This window comes from Paenibacillus sp. B01 (genome assembly GCF_009649995.1).
GTDB classification, from domain to species: domain Bacteria; phylum Bacillota; class Bacilli; order Paenibacillales; family Paenibacillaceae; genus Paenibacillus_O; species Paenibacillus_O pasadenensis.
Map to the genome: position 1 here is coordinate 287501 of NZ_CP045802.1, position 16349 is coordinate 303849.

Here is a 16349-nt window from a genome sequence, read left to right on the forward strand (position 1 = left end):
TAAGTCGGGACCTAAGGCGAGGCCGAAAGGCGTAGTCGAAGGACAACAGGTTGATATTCCTGTACCACCGTAAGCCGTTATGAGCAATGGAGTGACGCAGAAGGGTAGTGACGCGGACCGATGGATGTGTCCGTCCAAGCAGTGAGGCTGGTTTGTTGGCAAATCCGCAAACCGTAAGGCTGGGCTGTGATGGGGAGGGAAACTTACAGTACCGAAGGTCATGATCTCCAGCTGCCAAGAAAAGCTTCTAGCCAGGCGAAGGTGCCCGTACCGCAAACCGACACAGGTAGGCGAGCAGAGCATGCTAAGGCGCGCGGAGTAACTCTCGTTAAGGAACTCGGCAACATGACCCCGTAACTTCGGGAGAAGGGGTGCCTCGGTAGGGTGAATAGCCCGAGGGGGCCGCAGTGAAAAGGCCCAAGCGACTGTTTAGCAAAAACACAGGTCTGTGCGAAGCCGTAAGGCGAAGTATACGGGCTGACGCCTGCCCGGTGCTGGAAGGTTAAGGGGAGCGGTTAGGGGCAACCCGAAGCTGTGAACCGAAGCCCCAGTAAACGGCGGCCGTAACTATAACGGTCCTAAGGTAGCGAAATTCCTTGTCAGGTAAATTCTGACCCGCACGAATGGCGTAACGACTTGGGCGCTGTCTCAACGAGAGATCCGGTGAAATTTTACTACCTGTGAAGATGCAGGTTACCCGCGACAAGACGGAAAGACCCCATGGAGCTTTACTGCAGCTTGATATTGGACTTTGGTACGATCTGTACAGGATAGGTGGGAGCCTAGAAGCCGGAGCGCCAGCTTCGGAGGAGGCGCCGTTGGGATACCACCCTGATCGTATCGGAGTTCTAACCTGTCACCGTGAAGCCGGTGAAGGGACCGTGTCAGGCGGGCAGTTTGACTGGGGCGGTCGCCTCCTAAAATGTAACGGAGGCGCCCAAAGGTTCCCTCAGAATGGTTGGAAATCATTCGAAGCGTGCAAAGGCATAAGGGAGCTTGACTGCGAGACCAACAAGTCGAGCAGGGACGAAAGTCGGGCTTAGTGATCCGGTGGTACCGAATGGAAGGGCCATCGCTCAACGGATAAAAGCTACCCTGGGGATAACAGGCTTATCTCCCCCAAGAGTCCACATCGACGGGGAGGTTTGGCACCTCGATGTCGGCTCATCGCATCCTGGGGCTGAAGTAGGTCCCAAGGGTTGGGCTGTTCGCCCATTAAAGCGGTACGCGAGCTGGGTTCAGAACGTCGTGAGACAGTTCGGTCCCTATCTGTCGTGGGCGTAGGAAATTTGAGAGGAGCTGTCCTTAGTACGAGAGGACCGGGATGGACGTACCGCTGGTGTACCAGTTGTTCCGCCAGGAGCACCGCTGGGTAGCTACGTACGGACGGGATAAGCGCTGAAAGCATCTAAGCGCGAAGCCCCCCTCAAGATGAGATTTCCCAGTATGTAAGACCCCTGGAAGACGACCAGGTCGATAGGCTCGAGGTGGAAGCGCGGCAACGTGTGCAGCTGACGAGTACTAATCGGTCGAGGGCTTATCCTACTTAGCAAGAACCAGCCGGTCAGCACGGCATTTCGTTCGATCCAGTTTTCAGGGCGCAAGCTCGTTTTGCTTCACGGACTAGTGCCGGAGAGCAGGACAAGTTGTGCAGGCATTTGGCGATGCCTGACCTGACACATGTGGCGGCATAGCTCAGCTGGCTAGAGCGTACGGTTCATACCCGTGAGGTCGGGGGTTCGATCCCCTCTGCCGCTACCACTTATACGGAAGCTTAGCTCAGCTGGGAGAGCATCTGCCTTACAAGCAGAGGGTCGGGGGTTCGATCCCCTCAGCTTCCACCATTATCGCCTGGAGCTGTGGTGTAGAGGCCTAACATGCCTGCCTGTCACGCAGGAGACCGCGGGTTCGAATCCCGTCAGCTCCGCCATTTTTTCAATCGTATACGGCTCGGTAGCTCAGTTGGTAGAGCAAAGGACTGAAAATCCTTGTGTCGGCGGTTCGATTCCGTCCCGAGCCACCATTGGTTTTCTAAGTGAGCTTCAATGGCGCATCTTAGAGCAAATGTGGAGGGCTAGCGAAGTGGCCAAACGCAGCAGACTGTAAATCTGTTCTCTGACGAGTTCGGTGGTTCGAATCCATCGCCCTCCACCACTTCATCTTCAAGAGCCATTAGCTCAGTTGGTAGAGCACCTGACTTTTAATCAGGGTGTCGAAGGTTCGAGTCCTTCATGGCTCACCAGTTTTATCGATCCAAGCCCAGACCTTGTCTGGGCTTTTTTTGTCGTTCTCCCGCAAGCGGCTGGCGATGCGCGTTGGAAGAGGCGCTCTGCTTCATGGTACACTTGGGTCATAGCTCATCCAAAGACAGGAACAGGAGATGACACATGGCATCGGCAGACTGGCTGGAAGAACTGAGGCATATCCTGGACGCGGATCTGCAGCTTCGCTCCTATAAGCCGGGGCAGTGGCAGGAGCTGGAGACGCTGGCGGACGAAGACCCGGAGCTGTTCCGGCAGCTGCCGGATGGTGCGGTAGCGGTGCAAGGGACAGCAGACGCGCAACGGGCGGACGTGCTGGAGATCCGGCGAGCAAGGCCGCTCGGCCATACCGAGCTGCGCCTGATCGGCTGGATGCTGGGAGCGATGAAGGCCGGCAAAGCCGCGCCTGCGGCGCCGACCGGAGTCGAGAAGCAGGCGGCGTCTCTCGGAGCCTGGATCATGGAGCAGCTGGAGAGGCCGCAAGCGGAGATGCTGCCGGAGGCGCTCACGATGGGCGGCCGGCTGTATGCCGACATGATTCCTTTCCTGCTCATCCGAGAATATCACGGACTCGTCGACGAGCCGTACGCCGAGCTGGAGAAGCTGCTGCGCTCCTTCTTCGAGGAAGAGATCATCCTGCTGCCGCTGCAGCGCAACGAGTGGCTTATCCTGAGCCCGACTGCGCCTTTGAGCGACTCTTTGCTGGATTCGGGGGAAGAGGAGGAATCGGAAGAGGAGAGCCTGCGCTCGATCGGACTTGGCCTGCATGACATGCTGGCAAGCGAGTGGCTCGGCGAATGCCATATCGCAATCGCTTTTCCGATCCAGCCGTCCAAGTCGATCGTCGAGACGACCGCCCTGCTGCGGGAAACGGTGCAGCTCGGACGCCGCTTCCAGATCGGGTCGAGCGTGCACCTGCCCTGGGAGCTCCACCTCGAGCGGCTGCTCAGCGCGATCCCCGAAGGAGACCGCGCGCGGTTCGTGGAGCAGGCGTTCAGCCGCTCCGACTACTATGTGGAGCCGGAAATCATGACGACGCTGGAGACGTTCTTCTCGCTCGACTGCAACGTGAGCGAGACGGCAAAAAAGCTGTACATTCACCGGAATACGCTGCTGTACCGGCTGGACAAGCTCAAGCAGGAGACCGGACTCGATGTGAGGCTGTTCCGGGACGCAGTCATGGTCAAGGTCATTCTGCTATTGTATAAAGTTACGAAAAGACCCTGATTTTTTTGTAGGAGTTGTGCATAGTCACACGCTTACATTTTCGGTTAAGATGGATCTACAAGAGGAACAGCAGGAACTCACCATCACTCACATAGGGGGAAAACGAACATGGCAGGCGTACGTTTAGAGCATGTTTACAAGAAATACCCTGGATCCGACAACGCATCGGTCAAGGACATCAACCTCGACATCAAGGACAAGGAATTCCTCGTTCTGGTCGGTCCGTCCGGCTGCGGCAAATCCACGACTCTTCGTATGATCGCTGGCCTTGAAGAAATCTCCGAGGGCAAGCTGTTCATCGGCGACCGCCTCGTGAACGACGTCGCTCCGAAAGACCGCGACATCGCGATGGTATTCCAATCCTATGCCCTGTACCCGCACATGAACGTGTACCAGAACATGGCCTTCGGCCTGAAGCTGCGCAAGTTCAAAAAAGCGGATATCGATAAGCGCGTGCGCGAAGCCGCGAAAATTCTCGACATCGAGCATCTGCTCGATCGCAAGCCGAAGGCGCTCTCCGGCGGTCAACGCCAGCGTGTCGCCCTGGGCCGCGCCATCGTCCGCGAACCGCAAGTGTTCCTGATGGACGAACCGCTCTCCAACCTTGACGCCAAGCTGCGCGGCCAGATGCGCGCTGAGATCAGCAAGCTGACGAAGCGTCTGGAAACGACCACGATCTACGTAACCCATGACCAGATCGAGGCCATGACGATGGGCGACCGCATCGTCGTCATGAAGGACGGCATCATCCAGCAAAACGCAACTCCGGAGGAGCTGTACAACCATCCGGTGAACATCTTCGTCGCTGGCTTCATCGGCGCTCCTGCCATGAACTTCATCACGGGCACGCTGAACGAAGTCGCCGGCGCCCTGCGCTTCAAAGCTCCAGGCGTGGACGTCGTCCTGCCGGAAGGCAAAGCTCAAGCGCTCCGCGACAAGGGCTTCTCCGGCAAAGAGGTTGTTCTCGGCGTGCGTCCGGAAGACCTGCATGAAGAGCCGGTGTTCCTGGAAGCATCCCCGAACAGCATCGTTACGGCGAACATCGAAGTTGCCGAGAACCTGGGCCATGAGATGTACCTGTACCTGAACGGCATCGGCAACGATACGGTCATCGCTCGCGTAGACGGACGCTCCGGCATGCGCGACGGCACGACGGTCAAGCTGGCGCTGGACATGAACAAGGTCCACATCTTCGACAAAGCGACCGAGCTGAACCTGTTCGAGAACTAATTCAACGAACGACAAAGGCGATCCCATCCGGGATCGCCTTTTTTTGCGCTTGGAGCTGCTGTCGATGCGGGATGGGATGGGCCCGCGCCGGGCTTCAGGGAGCCGTGCCGAACGGCGCGAGAGCCGCTTCGACCTGCCCGTTCAGCCGTTTCAGCGAAGGGACGGCGTTTGGCGAGTCGTCGAGCTTGTAACGAAGCTTCAGCGCGAGGATGCGGTATATGCTGTCGTTCAGCCTTCGGGTCGAAACCGTCCCGTTCTGGACGGCTTTTTGCAAAGCGGCGAAGACGAGCTGCGCCTGCTGCGGATCGTGGCAGACGAGCACGAGATCTCCGCCTGCAGCGACGAACCGCACCGCGGCATCGCCGAGATCATAGTTGTCCGTGATCGCGCCCATCGTCATGTCGTCGCTGACGACGAGGCCGTCGAATCCAAGCTTGCCGCGCAGCAAGCCGCCGATGATCGAGCTGGATAGAGACGCCGGCCAGTCGGGATCGAGCTTAGGCAGCAGAATATGGGCAACCATGACGGCGTCCGTCCCCTTCTCGATGGCGGCTTCGAACGGCGCCAGCTCGATTTTGGTCAGGCGGCTCAAATCATGGGTCAAGACAGGAAGCTGCTTATGCGAGTCGACGGCTGTATCGCCATGTCCCGGGAAATGCTTGACGACGCCGAGGATGCCCGCCTCCTGATGGGCTTTCAGCTCGGCGATGCCCAGCTTGGCGACCAGCTCGGGGCTGCCGCCGAACGAGCGGTCGCCGATGACCGGATTGTCGGGATTGCTGTTCACGTCCAGCACGGGAGCGAAGTTGACGTTGAAGCCGAACGCCTTTACCCGCTCGGCCAGCTGCTTGCCTACCGCCCGAGCATAGTCGACATCGCCGCTTTGACCGACTGCTCCGCTTGCCGGCAAGTGGGTCATGGAAGCGGGAAAGCGGGTCACGCGGCCGCCCTCCTCATCGACGCCGAGGAACAGCGGCTGCCCGCCGGCCTGACGATTGAGCTTCTTGAGCTCGTTGAGCAGCGACACGGTGCTCGAGATCGTCTCCATATTGCGCCGGAACAGGATGAAGCCCCCGGCCTGGCGCTGCTCGATGAGGCGGGCGACGGCTTGATCCGGCGCGCTGCCGTCGATGCCGGCGACGAGCAGCTGTCCGATCTTTTCCTCCGGGGCCATCCGCAGCACCTGATCCGCGAGCTGCTTTCGCTGCGGCTCGGACAGGCCGGAGATGCGAGGCCAGACATGCGCGGGAACGGCGGCCGAAACCGAATTGGCGTAGGAAGCGGGAGCAGACGTATCGGCGACGGGAGCGGGAATCGATTCGGCGGACGAAGCAGAGGCAGTGCCAGCAGCGGACGGCAGCGCGGGCTTGGCAGGAGCCGTAAAGGCGGCGACAGAGGCGGATGCCGGCGCGAGGGCGGTGACGGCTGCCGTCAGCGCGTCGGGCGAGTCCGACGGCCGGGATGACGCGTAGGCCAAGGGAAGCGTCGCCGCAGCGGAAAGCAGCAGGCAAGCGGCAAGACGTCCCGGCCGCAAGCGGGACGGCGACTTTCGTTTTGATCTCATGGGGCAGCACCTCCGCAGGGACAAGGAATGGACGGTCCGGACGATCCGCTTGAAAAGATGGACGACAAGCGCTTCCAAAAGGTTTCTCCGGCGAGGATCGGGAATCCTTCCGAAATCAGGAAAAGCCGCATGGGCCGCTACGTTGCGCCGAAAGCGGATTTCCATTAGGATGGAACTAACAGCCAAGGAGCAATGAACCACCACTATTCCTACATAAGTCTTGCAGAAGGAATCGATACAGGGAGGCTTCCATGCCTAAAAAAGTAAAGGTATCTGAATTGATCCAGCCGTTCCAGCTGGAAATCCTGGCCGGCGAGGACGGACTGAAGCGCTTCATCACGACGGATGATCTGTACCGGCCCGCTCTTGAAATGGCCGGCTATTTTCATTATTACCCGAAAGAGCGCGTTCAACTGCTCGGCAAGACCGAGCTTGCCTTCATCGAGACGCTGGGCAGCGAGGAGCGGCGCGAGCGGCTGGAGCGGCTCTGCCATGACGAGACGCCATGCATCCTGCTGACGCGCGGGCTGGAGCCTCCGACGGAGCTGCTGGAGCAGGCGACGGAGAAGCAGATTCCGGTGCTGCGCAGCCAGATTTCGACGACGATCTTCTCGAGCCGGCTGACGAACTTCCTGGAGCGCCGCCTCGCGCCGACGACGACGATCCACGGCGTGCTCGTCGACGTCTACGGGATGGGCATCCTCATCACCGGGGGCAGCGGCATCGGCAAGAGCGAGACGGCGCTCGAGCTCGTCAAGCGCGGCCATCGGCTCGTCGCGGACGACGCGGTGGAGATCCGCCAGACGTCGGACGGCCAGCTGCACGGCACCGCGCCGGAGCTGATCCGCCATCTGCTGGAAATCCGCGGCCTCGGCATCATCAACGTGATGACGCTGTTCGGGGCAGGGGCGATCCGCAACAACAAGCGCATCAGCGTCGTCATCCGCCTCGAGAACTGGCAGCCGGACAAGCAGTACGACCGGCTCGGACTGGACGAGGAGACGACGCGCATCATCGAGACCGACGTGCCGCTCGTCACCGTGCCGGTCCGGCCGGGACGCAACCTGGCGGTCATTATCGAGGTGGCGGCGATGAACTACCGGCTCAAGCGCATGGGCTACAACGCGGCGCTGCAGTTCACGAACAAGCTGACCGAGACGATCGCCGACGATATGGACGATTACGAATAATAGAACGGAAAGAGGTCTGTCTGGATGACGCCTATCAGCCTGCTCATTGACCCTATCGCTTTCAAGCTGGGACCGATCACGGTCCATTGGTACGGCATCATTCTCGGGCTCGGCGCGCTCGCCGGCCTGGTGCTGGCCATCCGGGAGGGCAAGCGCTTCGGGCTTTCCTCCGATTTCTTCATGGACATCCTGCTGCTCGGAGTGCCGTCGGCGATCCTTGCGGCGAGGGCGTACTTCGTCCTGTTCAAGTGGGACTACTATCGCGAGCACCCCGGCGAGATCCTCGCCATCTGGAACGGCGGCATCGCCATCTACGGCGCGCTGATCGGCGCCGTCATCAGCGCGGTCATCTACTGCCGCGTCAAAGGCTACAGCTTCTGGAGAATCGCCGACATCTGCGCGCCTTCGCTGCTGATCGGGCAGATCATCGGGCGCTGGGGCAACTTCGTCAATCAGGAAGCCTACGGCGGGCCGGTGACCAAGCGCTTCCTCACCGGAGAGCTGCATCTGCCGGACTGGATCGTCAACCAGATGTATGTCGAGAAGGACGGCCTGTTCCATCATCCGACGTTCCTGTACGAGTCGCTGTGGAACGTGCTCGGCATCGTGCTGATCTTCGTGCTGCGCCGCCGTCCATGGGTGCGCGCCGGCGAGATGTTCTTCACCTATCTGATCTGGTATTCGATCGGCCGCTTCTTTGTCGAGGGGCTGCGCACGGACAGCCTGGCGTTCCAGGGACCGGCTTGGCTCGCCTCGCTGATGGATGCGCTCTGGTCGCCGATGACGGCGATGTTCCAGGCCGGATTTCTCGACCCGAACTACGGAAACGTCCGCAGCTCGCAGCTGATCGCGGTGCTGACCGTGCTCGCCTGCGCGATCCTGATCGCGGTGCGGCGCAAGGCGGGCTGGTCCTTGGAGCGCTACAGCGACCCGATCCTCAACCGCAAGACCGGCCTGCCGGCCGGAGCGGAATCCGAGACGGCGCCTGCCGTCTCTGCCAAAGGCAAGGAGAATCAAGATGACCCGCAAAATCAAAACCCTACTGTTTGACCTCGACGGCACGATCCTGGATACGAACGAGCTTATCATCCGCAGCTTCCTGCACGCGCTGCAAGGCGTCGCGCCGGAAGGCTTCGGGCGGGAGCAGATGATTCCGCATATGGGACTGCCGCTGCTCGACCAGATGAACTTCTTTTCCGGACTGACCGATGCCTCGCATCTGATCCCGATCTACCGCGAAATGAACCTGCGGCTGCACGATGATCTCGTGAAGCCGTTCCCCCATACGCTCGAGGTGCTGCAGCGCCTCAAGCAAGAGGGCTTCCAGCTCGGCGTCGTCACGACGAAGATCCGCCTGACGACCGACAAGGGCCTCAAGCTGACGGGGCTGTTCGACCTGATGGACGCCATCGTCACGATGGATGACGTGACGCGGCCGAAGCCGGATCCGGAGCCGGTGCGGCTGGCGATGAAGCAGCTCGGCGCGGATCCGGCCGCGACGTTCATGGTCGGCGACAGCGCGGTCGACATGCAGTCCGCCATTGAAGCCGGCGCGGTGCCGATCGGCGTCGCCTGGTCGCTCAAGGGCGAGCAGCTGCTCCGCGAATACGGGGCGCAGCATGTGCTGCAGGATATGAGGGACCTGTATGCGCTGGTCGGACTGGAGCCGAGCCCCGCGTGAGGCGGGTGGAGAGATATCCGACCGAGGGGCCGAACGCGCTGTGGCAGGTGTATCGGACCGTCAGCCGCTTCAAGGCCGTGCGCAATTTCGCGGCGATCCAGGTTTCGCGCTACTGCCCTTCTCTGCCGGTCAAGAACTGGATCTACCGGAACGTGCTCGGCATGAAGGTCGGGCGGACGACGTCGTTTGCGCTCATGGTCATGGTCGATGTCTTTTTCCCGGAGCGGATCACCGTCGGAGACAACTGCATCATCGGCTACAACACGACGATCCTGACGCATGAATACCTCATCCGCGAATACCGGCTCGGCGATGTCGTCATCGGCAACGACGTCATGATCGGAGCCAATACGACGATCCTGCCGGGCGTAACGATCGGGGACGGAGCGGTCGTCGCGGCCGGTTCGGTCGTGCACCGGGACGTGCCTGCAGGAGCGTTCGTCGGGGGCAACCCGGCGCGTCCGATCGAACGGAATAAAAGGGATTTATAAGGGAATCGTTTCAACCAGGGAGAAACCTTTTGCGAAAGCGGATCGTCAGGGAGATGGATTCGCTGAGGCAAGAGGAGGACAATCAATATGGATCGGACCGGCCGCTTCGCGCTGCTGACCGCGCTGCTTGCCGCCGCTGTTCTCGCCACGGGCTTGGCGGGAGCGGCCTTTTCGTATAAAGACAGAATTCCGATGCTCGGAAAGCTGCTCGGGCCGCAAGGCGAGCCCGTCTTGTATCAAGGATTGAAGCCGGAGCCGGATACGCCGGACGGCCGCTACTATCGGAACAAGGTGCTCGTGCTGATGATCCACGATGTCGCGCCCGCGCCGGCCGACGACAAGGCGCTCGCGCTGGACAAGCTGGACCGGCAGCTGACGCTGCTCCGGGCGAACAACTTTCATGTCATCTCGATGGACGAATACAAGCGCTTCATCCGCCGCAAAGGGCCGGTGCCCGACAATGCCGTGCTGCTGACGTTCGACGACGGCTACGAGTCGTTCTACCGCTATGCGTATCCGCTGCTGCTCAAGCATGGCGTCACGGCGACGAACTTCCTGATCGCGAGCACGATCGGCGATGCGAGGCGCGACGGCGTCGCCAAGCTGAGCTGGGAGCAGGTGCGGGAGATGAAGCGGGGCGGAATGGAGTTCTACAGCCATTCCTTCAACTCCCACGCTTACGCGCCGGAGGCGGCGCTGGGCGGCGGACAGACCGCGCTGCTGGCCGGCCGCGTTTTCGTCCCAAGGCTGGGAAGACGGGAGACCGAGCGCGAGTACGAGCGCAGGATCGCAAGCGATGTGCGCCAGGCCAATGCGGTGCTGCGCGAGAAGCTCGGCGTCCGCAACGACGTGCTGGCCTTTCCTTACGGCGCCTTCTCCCAGCCGCTGCTGCGCGCGTGCCGCAAGGAAGGGATCGACGTGACGCTGACCGTCAAGCCGGGACTCAACGGTCCCGGCCAGCACAACGGCTACCGGCTCAACGCCGGCGGAGCCGACAATGATCCGGCGCTGCAGATCGCGCTCATGAAGCATGCGGAGGAGCGGCTCGGCCATGTCCGGTACGAGCGGCCGAGCTTGATCTATATGCTGCTGCTGCTGCCGCTCGTCTGCCTGCTGCTCGGCGCCCTGTGGCTGCGCAGCGCGTGGGAGCTGGCCGTAGAGCTGCGGCTGCGATCGCGGATGCGGCGAGACCCGATGTAGCAAGAAGGAGCGGAAGTCGGCACGAGCCGCCTCTGCCGGCAACCGCCGGACGGAGGCGGCTTAACGCAGGTTGACGGATGCGGAGCGTTCGTGATAGTATAACCCATACCTTTACTTTGGCAGTATGGTAACATGGTAGTACATTAACGCGTTAAAGTGATGCGCGTCTTTATAGGAGATTGGATCATGTCGAAACCGAAGGTGTTTGAAAAGCCGGTCGGCGTCAAGGACTACTTGCCGCTGGCCGTGTCGAAGCTGCGCCAGATCGAGCGCAGCGTGCTCAGCTGCATGGCCGGCTGGGGCTACGAGCAGATCATGACGCCGACGCTGGAGTATTACGATACGGTCGGCGTCGCGAGCTCGACGTCGGATCAGCGGCTGTTCAAGCTGCTCAACAACCGCGGCACGACGCTCGTGCTGCGCTCGGACATGACGGCGCCGATCGCGCGCGTCGTCTCCTCCTTGCTGCGGGAGCATGAGTTCCCGCTGCGGCTGTCGTACCATGCGAGCGTCTTTCGCGCGTTCGAGAACGAGGCGGGGCGGGACGCGGAGTTTTTCCAGACGGGCGTGGAGCTGGTCGGAGACGCTTCCGCCGAGGCCGATGCGGAGGTGATCGCGCTGGCGATCGCCTCGCTGCAGGCGGCGGGCGTGCAGCGGTTCCGGATGGCGGTCGGCCATGTCGGCTTCCTCAACGGGCTGCTGGAGGAGCTGCTGCCGGGCCGGGAGAGCGATCAGGGCCGGCTCAAGGACTATCTGCTGAATCGCGACCATGTCGGCTATCGCGACGAGCTGCGCCGGCTCGGCCTCTCCGAGAGCGTGCGCCGGGAGCTCGAAGGGCTGCTGCGCCTGCGCGGCGGACGCGCGGCATGCGAGCAGGCGCTGGAGCTGAGCGCCAACGAGACGGCGCGCAGCGCGATCGGCCATCTGTGCGGAGTGTGGGACGCGCTGGAGGCGTACGGCGTGAGCGAGCATGTGCTGATCGACCTGACGATGATCGGCGACTTCTCCTATTATACGGGCATGACGTTCGAGGGCTATGCTTCGGATCTCGGGTTCCCGGTCGTGGCGGGCGGACGGTACGACAATCTGCTGCAGCAGTTCGGCCGGCCCGCGCCGGCGACGGGCTTCGCGATCAAGACGACGCGCGTGCTCGAGCTGGTCGGAGAGGAGAGCGAGCCGCAGCGGCGCATCCTGATCGGCTACGACGCCGCCTCGCGCGAGCGGGCGCTGGCCGAGGCGGGCCGCCTGCGCGGCGAGGGCGCCGTCGTCGTGACGGCGCTGCTGGAGGCGCCGGGCGTGGCCCATGGCGCGCAGGCGCGAGCAGCCGGCGCAGCCGCAGGAGAGCGGCTGGAGCGCAAGGCGCGGCGGCTGCCGGATGGAGAGTCGGTCCGTTATGGCGGGCAGACCTACGGGGTTTTTGTTCCTTTTTTCAACGATGAAGAGGCAGGAGAGGGGGCGGGACGATGAGCGGAGAGCCGACGAAGGACATTCTCAAGGTGGCGATGCCCAAGGGCCGCATCTACAAGCAGGCGTCCCGCCTCTTCCGCGAGGCGGGCTTGCTGATCCAGGAGGACCTGGAGGATACGCGCAAGCTGATCATCGAGGTGCCGGACGCGCGGATGGAGTTCATCATGGCCAAGCCGGTCGACGTGCCGACCTATGTGGAGTACGGCGTGGCGGATATCGGAGTCGTCGGCAAGGACGTGCTGATGGAGGAAAACAAGGACGTCTACGAGCTGCTCGACCTCGGCATCGCGCCGTGCCGCATGTCGGTCATCGGGCTGCCGGACTGGAAGCCGGTCATGAACCCGCGCGTGGCGACCAAGTATCCGAACGTCGCTTCGCAGTACTTCCGCGAGCGCGGCCAGCAGGTGGAGGTCATCAAGCTGAACGGCTCGATCGAGCTGGCGCCGCTGATCGGCCTCGCCGACCGGATCGTCGACATGGTCGAGACCGGACAGACGCTGCGCGACAACGGGCTCGTGGAGATGGAGCCGATGTTCGGCGTGACGAGCCGCCTGATCGCCAACCGCGTCAGCTACCGGATGAAGAACGACCGCATCCAGGCGCTGTGCGACCGGCTGCAGGCGACGCTGTCGGCGCGAGTCTAGAGTCGAGGAAGGAAAGGGGAAACGGACGATGCGGATCATGCGAGCGGAGCAGTTCAAGCTGAGCCGGGAGGTCGAATACGGCACGCCGGAGCAGAACGAGTCGGTGCGGCAGACGGTCGAGGCGCTGCGGACGCGCGGGGACGAGGCGCTGCTGGAGCTGACGGAGCGCTTCGACGGCGTGCGGCTGAGCGCGGCGCAGCTGCGCGTCGGCGAGGCGGAGATCCAGGCGGCGTACAGCCAGGTCGAGCCGGACTTTCTGGAGGCGCTGCGTCAGGCGGCGGCCAACATCCACGCCTATCACGAGCGGCAGAAGCGCCAGTCGTGGATGGACGTGCAGCCGGACGGCACGATGCTCGGCCAGGTGATCCGGCCGCTGAAGCGCGTCGGGGTCTACGTGCCGGGAGGCAAGGCGGCGTATCCGTCGTCGGTGCTGATGAACGTCATCCCCGCCCAGGTGGCGGGCGTGCCGGAGATCGTCATGGCAACGCCGCCGGCGACCGGGGGCAAGCCGGGCATTGACCCGTACATCCTCGTCGCGGCGGCCGAGGCAGGCGTCAAGGAGATGTACCGCATCGGCGGCGCGCAGGCGGTGGCGGCGCTGGCCTACGGCACGGAGACGATCCCGCCGGTCGACAAGATCACAGGCCCGGGCAACATCTATGTGGCGCTGGCCAAGCGCGCCGTCTACGGGGCGGTCGACATCGACAGCCTGGCCGGGCCGAGCGAGATCGCGGTGCTGGCCGACGAGACGGCCGATCCGGCTTATGTGGCGGCGGACCTGCTGTCGCAGGCGGAGCATGACGAGATGGCGTCGAGCCTGTTGATCACGCCTTCGGCCGCGCTGGCCGAAGCGGTCGCGGCGGAGGTGGAGCGCCAGCTCCCGCTGCTGCCGCGGGCGGCGATCGCGCGCGAGTCGATCGACCGGCACGGCGCCGCGCTGCTTGTCGACTCGCTGCAGGCGGGCGTCGACGTCGTCAACCGGCTGGCGCCGGAGCATTTGGAGATCATGACGGCCGATCCGATGGGGCTGCTCGGCTCGATCGAGAACGCCGGCGCGATTTTCCTCGGGCCGTACAGCTCGGAGCCGGTCGGCGACTACTTCGCCGGTCCGAACCACATCATCCCGACCAACGGCACGGCGCGCTTCAGCTCGCCGGTGAACGTGGACGACTTCATCAAGAAGTCGAGCCTCATCTCGTACAGCCGCGAGGCGCTGCTTCGGGACGGAGCGCAGATCATGACGCTCGCCCGCCACGAGGGGCTGGAGGGCCATGCCCGCGCGATCGGGGCGCGGCTGGACAAGGAAGCGGCCGCAGGCGCGGCCGGACTTCAATCGACAGAAGGAAAGAGGGCATAGAGATGGCGACAGGGGACAACGGGCGGGAGCTCCGCCGCGCCGAGGTGGCGCGCAAGACGAACGAGACGGACATCAAGCTGGCGTTCGCCGTGGACGGCACGGGCGTATCGGAGATCGAGACGGATGTGCCGTTCCTGAACCATATGCTGGACCTGTTCACGAAGCACGGCCAGTTCGACCTCAAGGTCGACGCCCGCGGCGACGTGGACATCGACGACCACCATACGGTGGAGGACATCGGCATCTGCCTCGGCCAGACGCTGGCGGAGGCGCTCGGCGACAAGCGCGGCATCAAGCGGTACGCCAGCGTGTTCGTGCCGATGGACGAGGCGCTCGCGCAGGTCGTCATCGACCTGAGCAACCGGCCGCATTTCGAATACCGGGCCGAGTATCCGTCCCAGCAGGTCGGCAGCTTCTCCACGGAGCTCGTCCACGAGTTCCTTTGGAAGCTGGCGCTCGAGGGGCGCTTCACGCTGCATGTCATCGTGCACTACGGCAAAAATACGCATCACATGATCGAAGCGGTGTTCAAGGCGCTCGGACGCGCGCTCGACGAGGCGACCTCGATCGACCCTCGCGTGCAGGGCGTGCCGTCGACCAAGGGAGTGCTCTAGCATGAGCGCGATCGCTGTCATCGACTACGGGCTCGGCAATCTGCACAGCGTCAGCAAGGCGGTGGAGCGGCTCGGCTGCGAGGCGCTTGTGACGTCGGACCTGGCGGAGATTTTGAGCGCGGACGGGGCGATCCTGCCCGGCGTCGGCGCGTTCGGCGACGCGATGGCATTCCTGCGCGAGACCGGCATGGACGAGGCGACGCGCGCGTTCGCCGCATCCGGCAAGCCGCTGCTTGGCATCTGCCTCGGCATGCAGCTGCTGTTCGACGAGGGCGAGGAGCACGGTCCGCATCAAGGACTGGGGCTGCTGCCGGGCCGCGTCGTGCGCTTCCGGGGCGAGTACAAGATTCCGCACATGGGCTGGAACCGGCTGCAGTTCCGGCAGGAGAGCCCGCTGCTGGAAGGGCTGGAGGAGGGGCATGTGTACTTCGTGCATTCCTACCACGCGCTGCCGGCGGAGCCGTCGGATCTGATCGCGGTGACGGACTATCATCAGCCGGTGACGGCGATCGTCGGCCGCGGCAACGTGACGGGGATGCAGTTCCACCCCGAGAAGAGCGGGGAGCTCGGCATGAGCCTGCTGCGAAACTTCCTGAGGCTGGCCGGAGCGCCGGCGGCAAGCGACAACCGATAGGGCGAGAGGCCCGCTTGGAGGAAAAGACATGACCACATTCACGATCTATCCCGCGATCGACATCCGCGGCGGCAAGGCGGTCCGGCTCGTGCAGGGCGACTACGCCCAGGAGACCGTCTACAACGACAGTCCAGTTCAGGCGGCCCGCGACTGGGAGGCGCAAGGCGCGTCCTGGATCCATCTCGTCGACCTCGACGGCGCCAAGGCCGGCCATCCCGTGAACGCCGAGCTGATCGGCGAGATCGCGCGCTCGGTGTCCGTGCCAGTGCAGCTCGGCGGCGGCCTGCGCACGGAGGAGGACGTCGAGCGCCTGCTGTCGCTCGGCGTCTCGCGCGTCATCCTCGGCACGGCGGCGATCGAGGACCGCGCGTTCGTCGAGCGCGTGCTGGCGCGGCATGGCGGCCGCGTGGCGATCGGCATCGACGCCAAGGACGGGTATGTGGCGACGCGCGGCTGGCTGGAGACGAGCGAGGTCAAGGCCGAGGAGCTGGCCCGGGAGCTGGCGGCCAAAGGCGCGGAGACGTTCATCTTTACCGACATTTCCCGCGACGGCATGATGCAGGGTCCGAACGTGGAGGCGATCCGCTCGCTGGCCGCGTATTCGGGAGCGGACGTCATCGCATCGGGCGGCGTCAGCCGGATCGAGGATCTGCGCACGCTGGTCGAGCATGCGGGAGAAGGCATCCGCGGCGCGATCGTCGGCAAGGCGCTGTACACCGGCGCGATCTCGCTCGCGGAAGCGGTGCGGGAGCTGGAGCCGCAAGGCCGGCGTCAGGGAAACTAGCGAAA

At 63.2% G+C, this 16349-nt stretch carries 14 protein-coding genes, 6 tRNA genes and 1 rRNA gene (1 of these 21 cut by a window edge); 20 read left to right on the forward strand and 1 reads right to left on the reverse strand.

What is annotated here, in order from left to right:
• From GE073_RS01275 to GE073_RS01315, 9 genes are all read left to right on the forward strand, one after another.
• Positions 1 to 1545 (forward strand): 23S ribosomal RNA (locus GE073_RS01275); it begins 1395 nt to the left of the window's first position.
• 139 nt (positions 1546 to 1684) lie between these two features.
• Positions 1685 to 1761: transfer RNA gene (locus GE073_RS01280), tRNA-Met, on the forward strand.
• A 7-nt stretch (positions 1762 to 1768) separates the two neighbouring features.
• Positions 1769 to 1844: transfer RNA gene (locus GE073_RS01285), tRNA-Val, on the forward strand.
• Positions 1845 to 1853: 9 nt separating this feature from the next.
• Positions 1854 to 1930: transfer RNA gene (locus GE073_RS01290), tRNA-Asp, on the forward strand.
• Positions 1931 to 1947: 17 nt separating this feature from the next.
• Positions 1948 to 2023 (forward strand) — tRNA-Phe (locus GE073_RS01295).
• Positions 2024 to 2068: 45 nt separating this feature from the next.
• Positions 2069 to 2154: transfer RNA gene (locus GE073_RS01300), tRNA-Tyr, on the forward strand.
• Between the two features lie 12 nt (positions 2155 to 2166).
• Positions 2167 to 2242, forward strand: a tRNA-Lys gene (locus GE073_RS01305).
• A 145-nt stretch (positions 2243 to 2387) separates the two neighbouring features.
• Complete coding sequence (locus tag GE073_RS01310) at positions 2388 to 3488, forward strand: PucR family transcriptional regulator (RefSeq protein WP_028599275.1); 1101 nt, start codon at positions 2388 to 2390, stop codon at positions 3486 to 3488.
• 108 nt (positions 3489 to 3596) lie between these two features.
• Complete coding sequence (locus GE073_RS01315) at positions 3597 to 4718, forward strand: ABC transporter ATP-binding protein (protein WP_028599276.1); 1122 nt, start codon at positions 3597 to 3599, stop codon at positions 4716 to 4718.
• Between the two features lie 94 nt (positions 4719 to 4812).
• Here GE073_RS01315 and nagZ read toward each other — a convergent pair whose 3' ends face one another.
• On the reverse strand, positions 4813 to 6282 hold the full coding sequence (gene nagZ / locus GE073_RS01320) for a beta-N-acetylhexosaminidase (protein ID WP_153782572.1): 1470 nt from the start codon (positions 6280 to 6282) through the stop codon (positions 4813 to 4815).
• Positions 6283 to 6533: 251 nt separating this feature from the next.
• On the opposite strand from nagZ, the gene hprK reads away from it, so the two are divergent.
• The 11 genes from hprK to hisA all read left to right on the forward strand — a co-directional run bounded on the left by hprK (position 6534) and on the right by hisA (position 16344).
• Positions 6534 to 7472 carry an HPr(Ser) kinase/phosphatase gene (gene hprK / locus GE073_RS01325; protein WP_028599277.1) on the forward strand — a complete coding sequence of 313 codons (939 nt, stop codon included), beginning with the start codon at positions 6534 to 6536 and terminating at the stop codon, positions 7470 to 7472.
• A 24-nt stretch (positions 7473 to 7496) separates the two neighbouring features.
• Positions 7497 to 8522, forward strand: coding sequence for a prolipoprotein diacylglyceryl transferase (gene lgt / locus GE073_RS01330; RefSeq protein ID WP_153782573.1), 1026 nt, complete (start codon positions 7497 to 7499; stop codon positions 8520 to 8522).
• A complete protein-coding gene (gene ppaX, locus GE073_RS01335; RefSeq protein ID WP_153782574.1) occupies positions 8491 to 9153 on the forward strand; it encodes a pyrophosphatase PpaX in 663 nt (220 codons plus the stop codon). The genes lgt and ppaX overlap by 32 nt, the downstream gene beginning before the upstream one ends.
• Positions 9150 to 9644 (forward strand): acyltransferase, encoded by a 495-nt coding sequence (locus GE073_RS01340; RefSeq protein ID WP_153782575.1) that lies wholly within the window; start codon positions 9150 to 9152, stop codon positions 9642 to 9644. The genes ppaX and GE073_RS01340 overlap by 4 nt, the downstream gene beginning before the upstream one ends.
• Positions 9645 to 9731: 87 nt before the next feature.
• Positions 9732 to 10844 (forward strand): polysaccharide deacetylase family protein, encoded by a 1113-nt coding sequence (locus GE073_RS01345; RefSeq protein ID WP_153782576.1) that lies wholly within the window; start codon positions 9732 to 9734, stop codon positions 10842 to 10844.
• 186 nt (positions 10845 to 11030) lie between these two features.
• Positions 11031 to 12311 carry an ATP phosphoribosyltransferase regulatory subunit gene (locus tag GE073_RS01350; RefSeq protein WP_153782577.1) on the forward strand — a complete coding sequence of 427 codons (1281 nt, stop codon included), beginning with the start codon at positions 11031 to 11033 and terminating at the stop codon, positions 12309 to 12311.
• On the forward strand, positions 12308 to 12955 hold the full coding sequence (hisG, locus tag GE073_RS01355; RefSeq protein WP_153782578.1) for an ATP phosphoribosyltransferase: 648 nt from the start codon (positions 12308 to 12310) through the stop codon (positions 12953 to 12955). The genes GE073_RS01350 and hisG overlap by 4 nt, the downstream gene beginning before the upstream one ends.
• Positions 12956 to 12983: 28 nt before the next feature.
• Entirely contained in the window at positions 12984 to 14312 is a 1329-nt protein-coding gene (gene hisD / locus GE073_RS01360) for a histidinol dehydrogenase (protein WP_153782579.1), read from the forward strand.
• A 2-nt stretch (positions 14313 to 14314) separates the two neighbouring features.
• Positions 14315 to 14926, forward strand: coding sequence for an imidazoleglycerol-phosphate dehydratase HisB (gene hisB / locus GE073_RS01365; protein WP_101808362.1), 612 nt, complete (start codon positions 14315 to 14317; stop codon positions 14924 to 14926).
• Between the two features lies 1 nt (position 14927).
• A complete protein-coding gene (hisH, locus tag GE073_RS01370) occupies positions 14928 to 15560 on the forward strand; it encodes an imidazole glycerol phosphate synthase subunit HisH (protein WP_153782580.1) in 633 nt (210 codons plus the stop codon).
• 28 nt (positions 15561 to 15588) lie between these two features.
• Entirely contained in the window at positions 15589 to 16344 is a 756-nt protein-coding gene (hisA, locus tag GE073_RS01375; protein ID WP_153782581.1) for a 1-(5-phosphoribosyl)-5-[(5-phosphoribosylamino)methylideneamino]imidazole-4-carboxamide isomerase, read from the forward strand.
• Positions 16345 to 16349: the final 5 nt, after the last annotated feature.